Raw genomic sequence first — 17,776 nt, 5'->3', positions numbered from 1 at the left:
GGCCCGCCGCCTGGCTGACCAAGAAGCTCAGCAACGGTCTCATCCAGGCGTTCCTGCTGCTGATGGGGCTGATCTGGCTCACTCCGGCGGCCGGGCTGTTCCTGTCCTCGCTGCGTTCGGAGGAGGACAACGCCACCTCCGGCTGGTGGAAGGCGTTCTCCAGCCCCGGATCGCTGTCCTTCGACAACTACTCGGCGCTGCTGAAGGATTCGGGCATCGTCCAGGCGTTCTGGAACACCGTGTCGATCTCGGTGCCCGCCACCGCGCTGGTCGTGGTGATCGCCGCGCTGGCCGGATACGCCTTCGCCTGGCTGGAGTTCCCCGGCCGGGACTGGGTCTTCCTGGTGGTCGTGGCGATGCTGGTGGTGCCGGTGCAGATCGGTCTGCTGCCGGTGTCCAAACTGTTCGGCTCGCTCGGTCTGTTCGGCACGATCCCCGGTGTGGTGCTCTTCCACGTCGCCTACGGACTGCCGTTCGCCATCTTCCTGCTCCGCAACTACTTCGCGGAGATCCCCCGGGAGATGCTGGAGGCGGCCCGGATGGACGGCGGCAGCGAGTGGCGGATCTTCACCCGGCTGGTGCTGCCGCTGGGCCGCCCGGCCATCGCCAGCCTGGCCATCTTCCAGTTCCTGTGGGTGTGGAACGACATGCTGGTCGCGCTGATCTTCGCCGACAATGAGTCCCAGCCGCTGACCGTGGCGTTGCAGACCCAGATGCGGCAGTTCGGCAGCAACATCGGGGTGCTGGCACCGGGGGCGTTCCTGTCCCTGATCGTGCCGCTGGTGGTGTTCTTCGCCTTCCAGAAGCACTTCGTCCAGGGAGTGATGGCGGGGTCGGTGAAGTAACGGGGGGCGGGGCCGGTGCGCCGTCGTGCGCTCCCGGCCCCGACCGCAGACTTCCCCGGGCTGACGGGGTCCTCCGCTCCGCCGGCTTCCTCAGACCTCGACGATCACCGTGAACGGGCCGTCGTTCGTGAGCGAGACCTTCATGTCCGCTCCGAACCGGCCCGTTTCCACATGTGCGCCCAACTCCCGCAGCCGTGCCACGACCTCGTCCACCAGCGGTTCGGCGATCTCGCCCGGCGCAGCCGCGTTCCAGGTCGGACGGCGGCCCTTGCGGGCGTCCCCGTAGAGCGTGAACTGGCTGATCACCAGCAGCGGGGCGGCCAGGTCCGAGCAGGACTTCTCGCCCTCGAGGATCCGCACCGACCACAGCTTGCGGGCGAGCTGGGCGGCCTTCTCGGGGGTGTCCTCATGGGTCACCCCGACCAGGACGCACAGCCCCGGGCCGACGATCTCCCCGACCGTCTCGCCGTCCACGACGACGCTCGCCCCGTTCACTCTCTGTACCACAGCACGCATACGGACCATCATGCCGTGCGTCCATCCGGGGCCGATCGGGTGGACAGCCGCTGCACAAGGTGCACCTGCGGTGGCACGATGCGTGCAGGCGGTGCAGGTGGGCAGGAACTGCGGGAATGACGCATCGCTGGAGGGGACGGACACAAATGATCACACCGGGCACCGAGCAGCACACGGCCGCCGAGGGCCTGCTGCCGCCACGACCGCCGAGCCAGCGCGGCGGCCGCCTGGCCGACTCCGTGGCGCTGACCACGACCGCCGCAGACGCCGGGGCCGCCGGGGCCGCCGGGGCCGCCGGGGCCGCCGGGCAGAGCCTGGCCGGGCTGCGGCTTCCGGAGCTACGGGCGCTGCGCCGCACCGCCCAGCGCGAGGAGGCGGATCTCAGCTATGTACGCAGGCTGTTGCAGGGGCGGATCGACATCCTCCGCGCCGAACTGGACCGCCGCCGCGACCCGGCGCCCCCGGTGGTGCCGGACGCCCCGCCCGCGGCCCTGGTGGACCTGCTGCCGGAGATCCTCGCGGATGTCCCGTCCCGGCACCGCTCCTCCGCCCGCCATGTGACCCTCGGGACCCCGCAGAGCGCGGAGTACGAGCGGCTGGCCGAGGAGATGCTCGCCGAGGTCGGCCTCTCCGACCCGGGAGCCCGTACCGACGAGGAACTGCACGGCGCGATGGGCCGTCTGACCGGGTACGAGCAGCAGGTCTCCCGGCGGCGGCAGGAGCTGCAACGCACCGCCGACGGCTGTAGCGCGGAGATCGCCCGCCGGTACCGCGAGGGCGAGGCGCAGGTGGACGACCTGCTCGGGTAGGAGCGGGCAGGAGCGGGGGTTGTACGCGGCGGGGCGGGCCGGAAAATCCGCGTGCGCCCGGTCGCGGGGCGCACCTAGCGTGGCCCCATGGCCATCGAGATCCGCACTCCGCTCGCCGACTCCGATCTGACCTCGTGGACCCTCGCGCTCAACACCGGCTTTCTGCGACCGCCGGAGGCGTCGAAGGAGGATGTGGAGCTGCGCCGGGCCCAGACGGATCTGGACCGGACGCAGGGTGCGTACGACGGGGACCGCTGCATCGCCACCTTCCGCAGTTTTGCGCAGCGGCTGACGGCGGTCGGCGGAGCCGAGGTACCGGCCGACGCGATCAGCAATGTCACGGTCTCGCCCACCCATCGCCGCCGCGGTCTGCTCAACCGGATGATGGACCACGACCTGCGGGCGGCCAAGGAGCGGGGCGAGGTGGTGGCCAGCCTGATCGCCGCCGAGTACCCGATCTACGGGCGGTACGGCTTCGGACCGGCCACCTGGGTCACCGAGTGGCGGGTGGACGTGGCGCGGGCCGGTCTTGACCCGCGGTACTCCGGGCCCGCGGACGGCGGCCGGGTCGACCTCGCCGACGGCGACGAGGTACGCGAGCTCGGCCCCACGCTGCATGAGCGGCTCCGTGCCCGGCTGCACGGGGTCATCGACCGGTCCGAGGTCTGGTGGCGGCGCAACACCGGCCTCCAGCCGACCCCGTCCTTCCCCTGGTCGGAACCGTTCTACGCGGTGTACCGCTCTCCCGAGGGCACCGTGGACGGGCTGCTGAGCTACACCGCCGATGACCGCTGGGAGGCCAAGCGGGCGCAGAACACCGCGACCGTCAGCGGCCTGATCGCGGTCACCCCGGCCGCCGAACGCGCCCTGTGGCACTTCCTGTTGTCCATCGACTGGGTCATGTACGTCAACACCGGGCTGCGCGCCCCGGACGATCTGCTGCCGCTGCTGCTGGGTGATCCGCGCGCGGCGCAGACCACCACCTGCGCCGACTTCCTGTGGCTGCGCCCGCTGGACGTACCCCGGCTGCTGACCGCCCGTACCTATCCGGCCGAGGGCTCGCTCGTCCTCGAACTGCGCGACCGGGCCGGGCTGGCGGGCGGACGCTTTTCCCTGGAGGCGGGGCCGGACGGCGCCGACTGCGCCCCGACCACCCGCGCCGCCGATCTGACCATGGACATCGCCGAGTTGGGGACGCTGTGGCTGGGCGACGAGTCGGCGGTACGGCTCGCGGCGCTGGGCCGAGTGACCGAGGAGCGCGAGGGCGCGGCGGCGCTGGCGGAGCGGCTGCTGCGGACGGCCCGCCGCCCCTGGTGCCCCGACATCTTCTGAGAGCCCGGATCGTCTGCGACCCCGACAGGAATCCGCTCAACCGGGCTTCGTTCAGTCGGATTTGAGGTACCGGTGCGGGCCCGCGCCCCTTTCGCCCATCTGGTCATAGGGGTTGGCCAGTGCGCACTTGTCGATCGACAGACAGCCGCAGCCGATGCAGTCGGTGAGGTGGTCGCGGAGGTTCTCCAGCTGCTCGATGCGCTCGGAGAGGTCCGCGCGCCAGCACTCCGAGATCCGGGCCCAGTCCTCCTTGGTGAGCACATGGTCATCGGGGAAGAGCGCGAGCACCTCCCGGATCCGGGCCAGGGGGATGCCGACCCGCTGCGAGGAGCGGACGAAGGCGACGCGGCGCAGCGTGTCACGGGTGTAGCGGCGCTGATTGCCGCTGGTACGGCGGCTGTGGATCAGCCCTTCGCGCTCGTAGAAGCGCAGCGCCGAAGCCGGGACCCCGCTGCGCCGGGAGAGATCGCCGACCGTGAGCTCATGGGTCTTCCAGGTCAGTTGCGTCATACCGCCGAGAGTAGCTTGACTTAAACCAATGTTTAAGTCCGAGGCTCTTCCCATGACCTCACAGACCGCGGTTTCCACCGCTTCCACCAGCACCGTCACCACCGCTCCGCTCCGGCTCGCCGTGGTGGTGGGCAGCACCCGCGAGGGCCGCTTCGGGCCGAAGGTCGCGCGGTGGTTCACCGAGCGCGCCGCGCTCCGCGACGACATGGACGTCGAGGTGATCGATCTGGCCGACACCCCGCTGCCCGCCGATCTCACCCATACGCCCGGCCCCGAGGAGAGCAAGGCCCTGGAGGCCGTGAGCCCCCGACTGGACGCGGCCGACGCATACGCCGTGATCACCCCGGAGTACAACCACAGCTATCCGGCGGCCCTGAAGAACGCGATCGACTGGCACTACAGCCAGTGGCGGGCCAAGCCGGTCGGCTTTGTCTCCTACGGCGGGATCTCCGGCGGACTGCGCGCGGTCGAGCATCTGCGGCCGGTGTTCGCCGAGGTCCACGCGGTCACGGTGCGCGACTCGGTGAGCTTCCACCACGCATGGGATCTGTTCGGGCCGAACGGGCGGCTGACGTCCCCCGAGGCCCCGGACGCCGCCGCCACCACGATGCTCGACCAGCTCGTCTGGTGGGGCAGGGCCCTGCGCACCGCCCGCGAGACCAGCCCGTACGGAGGCTGATCCGCGGACGGCTCCCGGCCCGGCCCCGGCCGCGGCCTCAGACCGTACGGCGGCGGAAGAGCGCTCCGGAGCAGGCGATCGCCACCGCCAGGATGCCGCCGCACCAGACCAGAGCCCGCCAGGCGCTGTCGCCGACCGGCTGGTCCAGCAGCAGCGCCCGCAGGGTCTCGATCACCGGGGTGACCGGCTGGTTCTCGGCGAAGCCGTGCAGCCAGCCGGGCATGGTGCCGATCGGCACAAACGCGCTGCTGGGGTACGGCAGGAACATCATCAGGAAGGTGAAACCACCCGCCGCCTCCGGCGATCTGGCGATCAGACCGAAGCAGGCCGACAGCCAGGAGATCGCGAGGATGAACAGCAGCAGGACCCCCGCCACCGCCGACCACTGGAGCGGATCCGCGTCCGGCCGGAAGCCGATGAGGAAGGCGACCCCGAAGACGATGGCGGTCGCGACCGCGTTGCGCAGGACGCTCGCGGCCACATGGCCCGCCACGATCGCGGTGCCTCCGATGTCCAGCGAGCGGAAGCGGTCGATGATGCCACCGGTCATGTCGTTGCTGACGGTGACCGCGGTGTTGGCCGAGCCGAACCCCGCACACAGCAGCATCACCCCGGGGACGACATAGGTGACGTACTCCGTACCGGTGTTGATGGCGCCGCCGAAGAAGTAGACGAAGACCAGCATCAGCATCACCGGCAGCAGCATCGCGGTGATCACGGCGTCGAGATTGCGCCTGCTCAGCCGGATGGCCCGGCCGGTGAGAACGATCGCGTCAGACACCGCTGGTCTCCTTGTCGTGGGTGGTGGCGTGCCCGGTCAGGGCCAGGAAGACGTCGTCGAGCGTCGCGCCGCGCACGGTGAAGCGGTCCACCGCGCGGCGGCCGGGGTCGAGTTCGTCGAGCAGTGCGCGGATCTGCGCGGCGCTGCCGTCGGTGGCGACGCCGAGGGTCAGCCGGTCGGCGTCGCTCCGCACCAGCCGGGCGCCGAGGCGGCGTGCGGTCTCCTCGAACGCGTCGGGGCCGCCCAGCACCAGTTCCAGCCGCTGTCCGGCGACCCGCTCCTTGAGCTGGGCGGAGGTGCCCTCGGCCACCACCCGGCCACCGTCCACCACGGCGATCCGGTCGGCGAGTTGATCGGCCTCCTCCAGGTACTGGGTGGTGGGAAAGACCGTCACCCCGTCCCCCACCAGCCCCTTGACCACCTCCCACATCGCCTGGCGGCTGCGCGGGTCCAGCCCGGTCGTCGGCTCGTCCAGGAAGATCACCTCGGGGCGGCCGACCAGCCCGGCGGCAAGATCGAGACGGCGGCGCATCCCGCCGGAGTAGGTGCCGACGGTGCGGCGTCCGGCGCCGGCGAGGTCGAACCGCTCCAGCAGTTCCTGGGCGCGGCGGCGGGCCTCGGCGCGGCCGAGCCGGGTCAGCCGCCCCATCATGCGCAGGTTCTCCTCGCCGGTCTGGTTCTCGTCGACGGCCGCGTACTGGCCGGTGAGGCTGATGGCGCGGCGCACTTGGTGGCGTTCGGCGACCACGTCGAAGCCCGCGACCCGGGCGCGCCCGGCGTCGGGGGCGGTGAGGGTGGCCAGGATGCGCACGGTGGTGGTCTTGCCCGCCCCGTTGGGGCCGAGCAGGGCAAAAACACTGCCGCGCGCGACGCTCAGATCGACGCCTCTGAGGACGCTCACCTCCCCGTAGGACTTCGTCAGGCCCCGCGCCTCGATGGCCGGTTCGCTGGTCATGGCCCCCCGCTCCTCTTCTGCGTATGCCATACACACTACTGCGTAGGGTATACACAGTTTCTAGGATGGCAGTCAACCGGGCGGATACCAGCGGATGAGACAGACGGAGGTCTGAAGGCCATGGCCACGGAGCGGAACGGCGGCGGCACCGGCCTGCCGACCAGCATCGAGGCCGCCTGGGGGCGGCGCGAACGCCCCGCCAAGGGGCCGCGCCCGGGGCTGACCCTGGCCCGGATCGTCGACGCCGCCGTGAAACTGGCCGCGGCGGACGGCCTCGGCGCGGTCTCCATGAGCCGGGTCGCGGCCGACCTCGGCGTCTCCACCATGTCGCTGTACCGCTATGTCTCGGCCAAGGACGAACTGCTGCTGCTGATGGAGGACGCGGCCTTCGGCACCCCGCCGCCCGGCCCCGGCCCGGACGAGCACTGGCGGACCGGGATCAGCGGCTGGGCCCGGTCGCTGCGCGCCGCGCTCATCCGCCACCCCTGGGCGGTGCGGATCCCGATCAGCACCCCGCCCTGCACCCCCAACTCGGTGGCCTGGATGGAGCACGGGCTCGCCTGTCTGCGCGGCACCGGCCTCGGCGAGGGCGAGAAGATCTCCACCCTCATGCTGGTCAGCGGCTTCGTCCGCAATGAGGTACGGCTGATGGCCGATCTCCAGAACGCCGCCGAGCGCTCGGGGAACAGCCCCGAGCAGTCGATGCTGGCCTGGGCCCGGCTGCTGGAGAAGCTCACCGACGCCGAGCGCTACCCCGCGGTGACGGCGGCACTGCGAGCGGGCGAGCTGTACACCCCGGGCGGCCCGGACGACGAGTTCATCTTCGGCCTGGACCGGATCCTCGACGGAGTGGAGGCCCTGGTCAGCGCCCGGAGCTGAGCCACCCACCGGCCCGACTGGCCAGATCCTTGCACATCATGTCCGTCCGGCCACTCGTTGCCGCCGGGCCGGTTTTCCACGATGGACGCATGAACGTGCTGTGGATATTCGCCCATCCCGAACCGCGCTCCCTGAGCGGCGCCCTGCGCGACGAAGGACTGCGCGCGCTGCGGGAGCTGGGCCATGACACCCGGCTGTCCGATCTCTACGCGATGCGCTGGAACCCCGTCGTCGACGGCAAGGACTTCCGCCATGACGGCGAGCAGCGCCTCATCGTCGGCACCTCCTCCCAACGCGCCTACACCGAGGGGACGCTGAGCGAGGACATCCGCGCCGAACAGGAGAAGCTGGCCTGGGCCGACGCGCTGATCGTCCAGTTTCCGCTGTGGTGGTACGGCATGCCCGCGATCCTCAAGGGCTGGTTCGACCGCGTCTTCGTCAAGGGCTTCGCCTACGGGGTGACCGGCCCCGACGGCCGCACCCTGCGCTACGGCGACGGCGCGCTGTCCGGCAAGCGGGCCATGGTGGTGCTGACGGCCGGGGCGCCCGAGGACTCCATGGGCCCGCGCGGGATCAACGGCGACCTCGGACAGCTGCTCTTCCCGCTCCAGCACGGCACCCTCTGGTACAGCGGGATGTCCGTCCTGCCGCCCCATGTCGTCTACGGCGCGGACCGGCTGTCGCCGGACGCCTACCGGGCCCGCGCCGATGAGCTGCGGCAGCGGCTGCGCACCCTGCCCACCACCGAGCCGCTGCCCTTCCGCCGCCAGAACGGCGGGGACTACGACGAGCGGCTGGTGCTGCGCCCCGAACTGCTGCCGGGGCGCTCCGGCCTCGCCGTGCACTACGTCTGAGAGCCGCGCCTGCCGAGGAGCTCCATGTCGTCCTCGTCGAGGACCAGCCGCGCCGCCGCCATGTTCTCTTCGAGATGGGCGAGCGACGCGGTGCCGGGAATCTGCACGACCGAGGGCGACCGGGCCAGCCCCCAGGCCAGCGCGATCTGGTGCTCGGTCGCGCCGTGCCGCCGCGCGACCGTTCGCAGACCCTCCCCCTCCAGGGCGGTGTGTCCCCCGCCGAGCGCGAAGAACGGCAGATAGGCGATCCCGGCCTCCGCGCACAGGTCGACCAGCGCGGCGTCCCCCTGGTCGAGCACCCCGAACCGGTTCTGCACCGCCGCCACCGGTGCGACGGCCCGCGCCTCGGCCAGCTGCTCCGCGCTCACATTGCTCAGCCCGAGCTGCCGGATCAGCCCCTCCTCCCGCAGCGCGGCCAGCGCCTCGAACCGCTCACCGATGGACACCCCGCCCACCGCCCCGAGCCTGCCCACCCGCAGATGGACCATGTCCAGTGCGTCGAGGCCGAGCTGACGCAGGTTCTCCTCCACCAGCCCCCGTATCTGCCCGGGCGCGGCCTCCGCGTACATCTCCCCGTCCGCGTCCCGCAGCGGGCCGACCTTGGTGGCGATGGTGACGTCCGCCGGATAGGGATGCAGCGCCTCGCGCAGGATGTCGTTGGCCCGGGCGCGGGGCGAGAAGTAGAACGCGGCGGTGTCGATGAACCGCGCGCCCAGCTCCACGGCCCGCCGCGCCACGGCGACCGCCGTGTCCCGCTCGACCACGCGGGTCCAGCGTCCGGGCAGCTGCATCGCGCCGAAGCCCAGCCGGGGCACGGCGATCTCGCCGCCCAGCGCGAACGTGCCCGGCAACGAAGGTGAAGGTGCTGAAGGTGAGGTCATGGGGCAGCATGCGCAGCTTTCCGCGCGAATCACAAGATCGCCAGGGCGTTCACCCCGCTGCCGCGTGGCACACACCACTATTGCAAGCATTTGCTTGCAATAGTTAGCGCCGATGGGGCAGCATCGAAGCATGGCATCACTGAACGTCGGCAATCTCGGCGAGTTCCTGCGGGAGCAGCGCCGCAGCGCGCAGCTCTCGTTGCGGCAGCTCGCCGACGCGGCCGGGGTGTCCAATCCGTACCTGAGCCAGATCGAGCGCGGGCTGCGCAAGCCGAGCGCCGAGATCCTCCAGCAGCTGGCGAAGGCGCTGCGGATATCCGCCGAGACCCTGTACGTGCAGGCGGGGATCCTCGACGAGCGCGATCGGGAGGAGGCGGAGGTGCGCAGTGTGATACTCGCCGACCCCTCCATCAACGAGCGGCAGAAAGCGGTGCTGCTCCAGATCTACGAGTCCTTCCGCAAGGAGAACGGACACCCGACCGCCTCGGACAGCACCCCCACCGCAGACGCCGACGTCGCCCCACCCTCGACCTGATCCGGGAGGACCATCAGATGGCCATCACCGACGACGTACGCAAGACCCTCACCGACCCGACCCCGCTGTACTTCGTGGCGGGCACGGCCGACCTCGCCGCCCAGAAGCTCAAGGAGGTGCCGTCGCTGGTCGAGAAGATCGTCGCCGAGGCCCCCGAGCGCATCAACGCGGTGCGCAACACCGACCCCAAGGCCGTCCAGGACCGGGTCACCCAGCAGGCGAAGGAGGCGCAGGACAAGCTGACCGAGCTGCTCGGCACGCTGGACACCGACCTCAAGCGGCTGCGGGACACCGCGCAGGACCTCGCCCTCCAGGGCGTCGGCCGGGCCGCCGAGCTCGCCGTCAAGGCGCGGGAGCGCTACGACGAGGTGGCCGAGCACGGCCAGGAGGTCGTGAAGACCTGGCGCGGCGAGGCGGCCGACGAGGTCGTGGACATCGCCAGCGCGATCGAGCCCAAGGACGACAAGCCCACCAGTGCCGCTGCGCAGACGAAGACCACGTCGCAGTCGGTCACGGTGGACTCCTCCAAGGAGGCGCCGAAGCCCGCGGCCAAGCCCGCCGCGCAGAGCGGCCCGGCCAAGAAGGCCCCCGCCCGCAAGCCCACCACTGGCAAGAAGACGGACCCGAAGTCGGCAGACTGACGCACGAGCGTCCCACGGGAGGGCCGGGCTCGCCCTGCGTGCACGGCCCTCCCACCGGGTACGGTGGCCCGAGAGACGCTCCCCTTCATCTCTTCTAGGCGGTGGACAGCGTGCTGGTGCAAGGTTTCGGCGAGTTGCTGTACTGGGTCTCCTGGGGCCTGCTCCTTTTCAGCCTGTTCGCCTTCGTGGACTCCGCGATCCGCCGGGAGGACGCCTACCGGGCGGCGGACAAGCAGACCAAGCCCTTCTGGCTGATCATCCTCGGTCTCGCGGCCGCGGTGAACTTCTTCATGGGCATCATGAGCTTCCTGCCGATCATCGGGCTGATCGCGACGATCGTGTACATCGTGGACGTCCGGCCCGCGCTGCGGCAGGTCTCCGGGGGCGGCGGTGGCCGCTGGAACCGGGGCCGCGGCTCCAGCTCCGACGGCCCGTACGGACCGTTCAACGGCCGGTGACGCGGGCCCTTCGACGGCCGGTGTCGGCCGGTGACCGGGCCCCGTCGACCGCCACGGCCCCTTCGACGGCCGGTGAGCGGCTGACGGGGCCGCCCGACGGCCCCCGCGCGGCGCGCCTCAGCCGCGGTCGAGCAGCAGCACCGCGAGATCGTCGGTCAGCTCTCCGCCGTTGAGCGTCCGCACCTCGGTGACGGTCGCGTCGAGCAGATCCTCACCGCGCAGCCCCTCGCCGAGCTGGCGGGCGACGATCTCGACCATCCCCTCCTGCCCGAGCCGCTGCACACCGGGTCCGACACGGCCCTCGATCAGCCCGTCGGTGTACATCATCAGGCTCCAGGCGCCGCCGAGCAGGATCTCCCGGCGCGGCCAGCGGGCCTTCGGCAGCAGGCCCAGCGCCGGGCCGTTCTCATCGGTCGGCACCAGCCGGGGCGCCATTCCGGACCGGATCACCAGCGGTGCGGGGTGTCCGGCCAGACAGACCCCGGCCCGCCGCCCGTCCGGGGCGATGTCCACGGTGCACAGGGTCGCGAAGAGCTCGTCGTCCGGGCGCTCGTTCTCCAGCACCTGCTGGAGAGTGCCCAGCAGCTCGTCGCCGCAGAGCCCGGCGAAGGTCAGGGCGCGCCAGGCGATCCGCAGCTCCACCCCGAGGGCGGCCTCGTCCGGGCCGTGGCCGCAGACATCGCCGATCATCGCGTGGACCGTGCCGTCAGGGGTGCGCACGGTGTCGTAGAAGTCGCCGCCGAGCAGGGCGCGGCTGCGGCCGGGCCGGTAGCGGGCGGCGAACCGCAGCCCCGAGTCCTGCAACAGCGGGGTGGGCAGCAGTCCGCGCTCCAGCCGCGCGTTCTCCTGGGCGCGCAGCCGGGACTCGGTCAGCTGGCGCTGGGCGAGGTCGGAACGTTTTCGCTCCACGGCGTAGCGGATGGCACGGCTGAGGATGCGGCCGTCCAGCTCGCCGCGGAAGAGGAAGTCCTGAGCACCCACGCGGACCGCCTCGGCGGCGCGCTCGGCGTCGTCCTCGGCGGTGAGCACGAGCACGGCGTGCGAGGGCGCCAGTTTCAGCACCGCGCGCAGGGTGTCCAGCGCGTCCGCCCCCTCGCGGCCCGGACCCGGCAGGGCCAGGTCGAGGAGGATGCACTGCACACCGTCGGTGAGCAGCCGGGTGGCCTCGGTGAGGTTGCGGGCCGTGCGGATACGGACCCGATTGCCCTCGGTGTCCAGCATGTCGGGGACAGTGAAGGCACCGGACGGATCGTCCTCGATCACCAGCAGGGTGAGCCCGCTGTCGGACAGCGGGGCGGGGCGGGCCTCAGTGGCCGACGCCTCCCGTTGCCTCGGCACGGGTACGGACATCGCTCGATTCCTTCCCTCCCCCCGAGGACGCGGCGCCCGCCACCGATCGGCGGACCGCACAATCCCCGGCACGCACACCGACTGGTCGGTTTCGGAGGTCTCACAGGCGCGGTGCCGGATACTGCCAGGCGACCTTAGCGCCAGGGCCCTGCTCTACGGAACGTCCTTCAGGCATCGACTTTTGTCATATGCCGCACGCCATGCGGCACTTGGCAGACAACGGGAGAATCACGGAATGACGAACATCACGCTGGTACTGGGCGATATCACTCAACAGGACACCGATGCCGTGGTGAACGCGGCCAATTCGTCGCTTCTGGGCGGGGGTGGGGTGGATGGCGCCATTCATCGCCGGGGCGGATCCGACATTCTGGACGAATGCCGCGCACTGCGCGCCTCCCACTACGGCAAGGGACTCCCGGCGGGCCAGGCGGTCGCCACCACGGCCGGCCGGCTGCCCGCCCGCTGGGTGATCCACACCGTCGGCCCGGTGCACTCCACGAGCGAGGACCGCTCCGCGACCCTCGCCTCCTGCTTCCGGGAGTCACTGCGCGTCGCGGACGAACTCGGCGCCCGCACGGTCGCCTTCCCGGCGATCTCCACCGGCGTCTACCGCTGGCCGCTCGACGACGCGGCACGGATCGCGCTGGAGGCGGTCCGCGCCGCGGATACCTCGGTCACCGAGGTCCGCTTCGTCCTCTTCGACCAGGCCGCCTACGACACCTTCGAAGCGGCCCTGCGACTGCGGGACTGAGCACCGGCTACACCCCGCCCGGGCGCACCACGCCCAGGATCGGCATGGAACCCGCCCCCGCCACCGTCACCTGGCGGCCGGGGCGCGGGGCGTGCACCATCGCGCCGTTCCCCACGTACATCCCGACATGGCTGGCGTCCGGGAAGTAGATGATCAAGTCGCCCGGGCGCATGTTCCCGACGCTCACCTTGGGCAGCAGCCGCCACTGCTCCTGCGAGGTCCGCGGGATCGACCGCCCGGCCACCGCCCACGCCCGCTGCGTCAGCCCCGAGCAGTCGTAGGTGTCGGGGCCCACCGCGCCCCAGACGTAGTTCTTGCCGATCTGGGCCGAGGCGAAGGCCACCGCCCGTTTGCCCGTCGCGGTCGCGCCCGCGCCGAGCTCCCGCAGTATGCCGGTGTCCAGCCACTTCGCCTGGGAGGCGCGGGCCTTGTCCTCCTCCAGCCGGCGCAGCCGCTCCCGCTCCTTCTTCTCCAGCCGGGACTCCATCCGCTGCGCCTTCGCCAGCTTCGCCGTGATCTGCTTCTTCGCCGACGCCTTCTTCTTCCGGCTCCCGTCCAGCCGCTCCCACTCCTTGGACGCGGACTCGGCATAGCGGTCGAGCGCGACCCGGGTGCGCTCCAGCCGGCTCATCAGGCCGTGGGTCGCCTGCTGGCCCTTGCGGGCGAGGGTGACACCGTCGAGGAAGTCGCCGGGATCGCCGTTGAGGAGCAGCCGCGCCTCGGCGGGCATACCGCCGCCGCGGTACTGGGCACGGGCCATCGCCCCGGCCCGTTCGCGTAAATCCGCCATCTCCTTCTGCGCCTTCACCACGGCCCGCGCGATCTTCACGATCGCCCTCTCCTGCCGTTTCTGGCGCTCCCGCGCCAGGTTGTAGGCGTCGGTGGCCCGCTCGGCCTTGCGGTAGAGGCCCTCGATCTCGGAGCGGACCTCCTCGAGACTCTTGCCGCCGGGCCCACCCGACCCGCCCGGGTCCGGCCGCGGTGCCGGTTCACCCGGCGCCGCCTGCGCCGCCTCCGGCACCGCCGTCATACCCAGCGCGCATACGAGCGCGGTGGCCGCGGCGGCGCTCGCACCCCTCCCTCTCCCGTCCCGCCTCACCCGCCGTCTCCTCTCGTCCGCCGAGGCCGTACGCACAGCCGTGCCCATCGCGCACCAGACCTGACGTACCGGCACGTAGAGCGGGATAGTGACATGCCGTACCGCAATCCGACAGAGACACGCGCGAGTTACCCCGCAGCCGCCCGGATCCGGGGCGCGGCAGGCATTCCGTACGGAAGTCACACGGCTGTCATCCGGACGACGCACCCGCGTAGGGCGGTGGCGGGGCGCACGCGGCACGGTGGCGCGCCGGTCGGCGCCCCGCCATCCGGTGGCCGCGGGGGAGCAATCCGGCCAGGTCCACGGCGGTGGAGCCGGGCCTTACGCCATGGACGGAGTGCCCGGGAGGCCGTCTGTCCGGGCCGCGACCACGCCGTGACCTGGCCGTGACCTGGCCACCACACTGACGGCCGAGGTTCACCATCCGTTAACTCACCCCCTGAGGCCGCTTCACCTGTTCTGCCTAATTTCAGCCCTACTGGGAGTGAGCCGGGGCTTGAATCCGGCCCGCTCACACAAGCGCCGCTCAACAGTGCGCATCATCCGTCTCGCGCGCCGTCCCCACCGGCGGCAACTGGAAGGAACTCCCGAAAGTGAAGCAGCTTCAGCGCAAGAACCGGCTTCGCGCCGTCGCCGCCGGTGCCCTCGCTGTCTCCAGCGCCCTGGTCCTCACCGCCTGTGGCTCGGACGACAACTCCGGTGGCGGTGGCGGCGGCAAGGCCGCCAAGGCCGGCAACATCAAGTGCGACGGCAAGGGCAACCTGCTGGCCTCCGGCTCCTCGGCGCAGAAGAACGCCATGGACCTGTGGGTCAAGAACTACGGTGCCGCCTGCAAGGACACCAAGATCAACTACAAGGCCACCGGCTCTGGCGCGGGTGTCCAGGAGTTCCTCCAGGGCAAGACTGCCTTCGCCGGTTCCGACTCGGCCCTGAAGCCCGACGAGGTCAAGAACTCCAAGAAGGTCTGCACCGGCGGCCAGGGCATCGACCTGCCGATGGTCGGCGGCCCGATCGCGATCGGCTTCAACGTCCCCGGTGTGGACAAGCTGGTCCTCGACGCCGAGACCCTCGCCAAGATCTTCGACTCGAAGATCACCAAGTGGAACGACCCGGCGATCCAGAAGCTCAACAAGGACGCCAAGCTCCCGAGCCTGAAGATCCAGGCGTTCCACCGCTCCGACGAGTCGGGCACCACCGACAACCTCACCAAGTACTTCAAGGCCGCCGCCCCCTCGGCGTGGCCGCACGAGCCGGGCAAGGCGTGGGAGGGCAAGGGCGGCCAGTCGGCCGACGGCTCCTCCGGTGTCTCCTCCCAGGTGAAGCAGGTCTCCGGCGCGATCTCCTACTTCGAGCTGTCCTACGCGACCGCCAACAGCATCAAGACCGTGGACCTCGACACCGGCGCCTCCGCCCCGGTCCAGGCCACCGTCGAGAACGCCACCAAGGCCATCTCCGAGGCCAAGATCAAGGGCACCGGCAAGGACCTGGCCCTGGACCTGGCGTACGACACCAAGGCGGACGGAGCCTACCCGATCACCCTGGTCACCTACGAGATCGCCTGTGACAAGGGCAACAAGCCCGGCACCCTCGCCGCCACCAAGTCCTTCCTGAACTACGTCGCGAGCGAGGACGGCCAGATCTCCCTGAAGGAGCTCGGCTACGCGTCGCTCCCGACCGAGATCGCCACGAAGGTCCGCGAGACCGTCAAGAGCCTCTCCTGACCCGAATGCGGCCGGCTCCACCGCGTGAACGCGCGGCGGAGCCGGCCGCATCGTCCGGTGCACCGCCGCACGCAGGAGCCGGTCCCGATCGGCTCCGCAGACCGGAGAACCCATGAAAACGGACATAGAACCCACACACACGCCCGCCGGGACACCACCCCGGATCAAGGCCCGTTCCACGGGCCGCGCCGGTGACAAGATCTTCCTCGCGCTCTCCCGGGGATCCGGTATCGCCCTGCTGGTGATCATGGCGGCCATCGCGGCCTTCCTCTCCTACCGCGCCGCCATCGCGATCTCCAAGGACGAGGCGAACTTCCTCACCGCCTTCGAGTGGAACACCGGCACCGAGCCGATGAAGTTCGGCATCGCCGTCCTCGCCTACGGCACGGTCATCAGCTCGATCATCGCGATGGCCATCGCGGTCCCGGTCGCGGTCGGCATCGCGCTGTTCATCTCGCACTACGCCCCGCGCCGGCTGGCCGCCCCGGTGGCGTACGTCATCGATCTGCTCGCCGCCGTCCCCAGCATCGTGTACGGCCTGTGGGGCGCGCTCTTCCTGGTGCCGCATCTGACCGGGCTGTACACCTGGTTCGACGAGTACCTGGGCTGGACCGGGATCTTCAGCTACCAGGGCGGCGCCGCGCGCTCCCTGTTCACCGTCGGCATCCTGCTGGCGATCATGATCCTGCCGATCGTCACCAGCGTGAGCCGCGAGGTGTTCCGGCAGGTCCCGAAGATGCACGAGGAAGCCGCGCTGGCGCTCGGCGCCACCCGCTGGGAAGTCGTCCGGATGGCGGTCCTCCCCTTCGGCCGCTCCGGCATCATCAGCGCCTCCATGCTCGGCCTCGGCCGGGCGCTGGGCGAGACCATGGCGGTCGCCACCGTGCTGTCCCCCAGCTACCTGATCAACGCCAGCCTGCTGGACCCGGGCGGCGGCACCTTCGCCCAGAACATCGCCAGCCACTTCAAGGAGGCGAACGACAACGGCCGTGATGCGCTGATCGCCTCCGGTCTGGTGCTGTTCGTCATCACCCTGCTGGTGAACGGCGCCGCGCGGATGATCATCGCCCGGCGCAAGGAGTACTCGGGGGCCGCAGCATGAGCAACGCCACGATCACCAAGAACGAGGCGGGCGCCTCGTCCCTCCGTCAGGCCCGGCTGCCGCGCTGGACGCTCCCGGCCCTGGTCGTGGTCTCGGCCGCGGCGGGCGCGGGCATCGGCACCGCGGCGGGCCTCGGCAACACCCTCCAGTGGGGCCTGATCGCGGCCGTGCTGTTCATCCTCGGCTCCTACGGCCTCGCCGCCGCGGTCGAAGGCGGCCGCCAGGCCAAGGACCGGCTGGCCACCAGCCTGGTCTGGGTCTGCTTCGTGCTCGCCGTCGTCCCCCTGGTCTCGCTGATCTGGGAGACCGTAGAACGCGGCAAGACCGTGCTCGACGGCTACTTTCTGAACCACTCCATGGAGGGCGTGCAGACGATCCTGCCCGGCGGTGGCGCGTACCACGCGATCATCGGCACCCTGGAGCAGGTCGGCATCGCCACCCTCATCGCCGCCCCGATCGGTCTGCTGACCGCCATCTATCTGGTGGAGTACGGCCGCGGGCGGCTGGCGAAGGCCGTGACGTTCTTCGTCGACGTGATGACCGGCATCCCCTCGATCGTGGCCGGTCTGTTCATCCTCAGCTTCTGGATCATCATCCTGGGCTTCAGCTACTCCGGCTTCGCCGGCGCGATGGCGCTGGCCATCCTGATGATGCCGGTGGTCGTCCGCTCGACCGAGGAGATGCTCAAGCTCGTCCCGAACGAGCTGCGCGAGGCTTCGCTCGCGCTCGGCGTGCCCAAGTGGCGCACCATCCTCAAGGTGGTGCTGCCCACCGCCGTCGGCGGGATCACCACGGGTGTGATGCTCGCGGTCGCCCGTATCGCGGGTGAGTCCGCGCCCATCGTGCTGCTGGTCTTCGGCGCCGCCGGGATCAACAACAACCCGTTCGATGGCGCCCAGTCCTCGCTGCCCTACTACATCTACGAGCAGTGGCAGCTCGGCAACGAGGCGTCCTTCAACCGGGCTTGGGCCGCGGCACTCGTGCTCATCGCCTTCGTCATGATCCTGAACCTGGTCGCCCGCGGTATCGCCCGCTGGAAGGCCCCGAAGACCGGCCGCTGAGGCCACGAAGAAGA

General features: G+C 70.8%; 20 protein-coding genes. 13 read left to right on the top strand and 7 right to left on the bottom strand.

Annotation, left to right across the window (positions count from 1 at the left end):
• Nucleotides 1-62: 62 nt before the first annotated feature.
• Nucleotides 63-845, top strand: a complete 783-nt coding sequence (locus tag JK363_RS34410; RefSeq protein ID WP_236076332.1) for a carbohydrate ABC transporter permease — start codon at nt 63-65, stop codon at nt 843-845.
• 90 nt (nt 846-935) lie between these two features.
• On the opposite strand, the gene dtd is transcribed toward JK363_RS34410, so the two are convergent.
• Complete coding sequence (gene dtd / locus JK363_RS34405) at nt 936-1,361, bottom strand: D-aminoacyl-tRNA deacylase (protein ID WP_201881350.1); 426 nt, start codon at nt 1,359-1,361, stop codon at nt 936-938.
• A gap of 146 nt (nt 1,362-1,507) precedes the next feature.
• On the opposite strand from dtd, the gene JK363_RS34400 reads away from it, so the two are divergent.
• Both JK363_RS34400 and JK363_RS34395 read left to right on the top strand, forming a co-directional pair.
• Nucleotides 1,508-2,170, top strand: a complete 663-nt coding sequence (locus tag JK363_RS34400) for an RsiG family protein (RefSeq protein ID WP_201881349.1) — start codon at nt 1,508-1,510, stop codon at nt 2,168-2,170.
• Between the two features lie 87 nt (nt 2,171-2,257).
• Entirely contained in the window at nt 2,258-3,502 is a 1,245-nt protein-coding gene (locus tag JK363_RS34395) for a GNAT family N-acetyltransferase (RefSeq protein ID WP_201881348.1), read from the top strand.
• Between the two features lie 51 nt (nt 3,503-3,553).
• On the opposite strand, the gene soxR is transcribed toward JK363_RS34395, so the two are convergent.
• Entirely contained in the window at nt 3,554-4,012 is a 459-nt protein-coding gene (gene soxR / locus JK363_RS34390) for a redox-sensitive transcriptional activator SoxR (protein WP_201881347.1), read from the bottom strand.
• A gap of 52 nt (nt 4,013-4,064) precedes the next feature.
• On the opposite strand from soxR, the gene JK363_RS34385 reads away from it, so the two are divergent.
• Nucleotides 4,065-4,691, top strand: coding sequence for an NADPH-dependent FMN reductase (locus tag JK363_RS34385; RefSeq protein ID WP_201881346.1), 627 nt, complete (start codon nt 4,065-4,067; stop codon nt 4,689-4,691).
• 37 nt (nt 4,692-4,728) lie between these two features.
• Here JK363_RS34385 and JK363_RS34380 read toward each other — a convergent pair whose 3' ends face one another.
• Together JK363_RS34380 and JK363_RS34375 are read right to left on the bottom strand one after the other, a co-directional pair.
• Nucleotides 4,729-5,472, bottom strand: a complete 744-nt coding sequence (locus JK363_RS34380; RefSeq protein WP_201881345.1) for an ABC transporter permease — start codon at nt 5,470-5,472, stop codon at nt 4,729-4,731.
• Complete coding sequence (locus JK363_RS34375; protein WP_201881344.1) at nt 5,465-6,427, bottom strand: ATP-binding cassette domain-containing protein; 963 nt, start codon at nt 6,425-6,427, stop codon at nt 5,465-5,467. Before JK363_RS34375 ends, JK363_RS34380 begins: the two co-directional genes overlap by 8 nt.
• A 120-nt stretch (nt 6,428-6,547) precedes the next feature.
• Between JK363_RS34375 and JK363_RS34370 the strand changes: the two genes are divergently transcribed.
• Both JK363_RS34370 and JK363_RS34365 read left to right on the top strand, forming a co-directional pair.
• A complete protein-coding gene (locus tag JK363_RS34370; RefSeq protein WP_201881342.1) occupies nt 6,548-7,306 on the top strand; it encodes a TetR/AcrR family transcriptional regulator in 759 nt (252 codons plus the stop codon).
• A gap of 89 nt (nt 7,307-7,395) precedes the next feature.
• Entirely contained in the window at nt 7,396-8,160 is a 765-nt protein-coding gene (locus tag JK363_RS34365) for an NAD(P)H-dependent oxidoreductase (RefSeq protein WP_201881340.1), read from the top strand.
• Here JK363_RS34365 and JK363_RS34360 read toward each other — a convergent pair.
• Nucleotides 8,151-9,041: an oxidoreductase gene (locus tag JK363_RS34360; RefSeq protein WP_201881338.1), complete on the bottom strand. Its 891-nt coding sequence runs from the start codon at nt 9,039-9,041 to the stop codon at nt 8,151-8,153. The genes JK363_RS34365 and JK363_RS34360 overlap by 10 nt on opposite strands.
• Before the next feature lie 130 nt (nt 9,042-9,171).
• Here JK363_RS34360 and JK363_RS34355 point away from each other — a divergent pair, with 130 nt between their 5' ends.
• The 3 genes from JK363_RS34355 to JK363_RS34345 all read left to right on the top strand — a co-directional run bounded on the left by JK363_RS34355 (nt 9,172) and on the right by JK363_RS34345 (nt 10,675).
• Nucleotides 9,172-9,576 (top strand): helix-turn-helix domain-containing protein, encoded by a 405-nt coding sequence (locus tag JK363_RS34355; protein WP_201881336.1) that lies wholly within the window; start codon nt 9,172-9,174, stop codon nt 9,574-9,576.
• 17 nt (nt 9,577-9,593) lie between these two features.
• The gene (locus JK363_RS34350) at nt 9,594-10,217 is read left to right on the top strand and encodes a hypothetical protein (RefSeq protein WP_201881334.1); all 624 of its coding nucleotides are present in this window, start codon (nt 9,594-9,596) and stop codon (nt 10,215-10,217) included.
• A gap of 110 nt (nt 10,218-10,327) precedes the next feature.
• A complete protein-coding gene (locus JK363_RS34345; protein ID WP_201881332.1) occupies nt 10,328-10,675 on the top strand; it encodes a DUF2516 family protein in 348 nt (115 codons plus the stop codon).
• 117 nt (nt 10,676-10,792) lie between these two features.
• On the opposite strand, the gene JK363_RS34340 is transcribed toward JK363_RS34345, so the two are convergent.
• Nucleotides 10,793-12,025 carry a PP2C family protein-serine/threonine phosphatase gene (locus JK363_RS34340; protein ID WP_201881330.1) on the bottom strand — a complete coding sequence of 411 codons (1,233 nt, stop codon included), beginning with the start codon at nt 12,023-12,025 and terminating at the stop codon, nt 10,793-10,795.
• Between the two features lie 235 nt (nt 12,026-12,260).
• Here JK363_RS34340 and JK363_RS34335 point away from each other — a divergent pair, with 235 nt between their 5' ends.
• A complete protein-coding gene (locus JK363_RS34335; RefSeq protein WP_201881328.1) occupies nt 12,261-12,779 on the top strand; it encodes an O-acetyl-ADP-ribose deacetylase in 519 nt (172 codons plus the stop codon).
• 7 nt (nt 12,780-12,786) lie between these two features.
• On the opposite strand, the gene JK363_RS34330 is transcribed toward JK363_RS34335, so the two are convergent.
• Nucleotides 12,787-13,878: a C40 family peptidase gene (locus JK363_RS34330; RefSeq protein WP_307821982.1), complete on the bottom strand. Its 1,092-nt coding sequence runs from the start codon at nt 13,876-13,878 to the stop codon at nt 12,787-12,789.
• 593 nt (nt 13,879-14,471) lie between these two features.
• Here JK363_RS34330 and pstS point away from each other — a divergent pair.
• The 3 genes from pstS (at nt 14,472) to pstA (ending at nt 17,762) form a co-directional block, all read left to right on the top strand.
• Nucleotides 14,472-15,599 carry a phosphate ABC transporter substrate-binding protein PstS gene (pstS, locus tag JK363_RS34325; protein WP_201881326.1) on the top strand — a complete coding sequence of 376 codons (1,128 nt, stop codon included), beginning with the start codon at nt 14,472-14,474 and terminating at the stop codon, nt 15,597-15,599.
• Nucleotides 15,600-15,711: 112 nt separating this feature from the next.
• Nucleotides 15,712-16,701 carry a phosphate ABC transporter permease subunit PstC gene (gene pstC / locus JK363_RS34320; RefSeq protein ID WP_201881325.1) on the top strand — a complete coding sequence of 330 codons (990 nt, stop codon included), beginning with the start codon at nt 15,712-15,714 and terminating at the stop codon, nt 16,699-16,701.
• Nucleotides 16,698-17,762, top strand: a complete 1,065-nt coding sequence (pstA, locus tag JK363_RS34315) for a phosphate ABC transporter permease PstA (protein WP_201881324.1) — start codon at nt 16,698-16,700, stop codon at nt 17,760-17,762. The genes pstC and pstA overlap by 4 nt, the downstream gene beginning before the upstream one ends.
• The last annotated feature ends 14 nt before the right edge of the window (nt 17,763-17,776 follow it).

The sequence above is a fragment of the Streptomyces coffeae genome, assembly GCF_016741875.1.
GTDB classification, from domain to species: domain Bacteria; phylum Actinomycetota; class Actinomycetes; order Streptomycetales; family Streptomycetaceae; genus Streptomyces; species Streptomyces coffeae.
The sequence above is the reverse complement of the archived record's forward strand: the minus strand, read 5'-3'. Positions and strand labels throughout refer to the sequence as shown.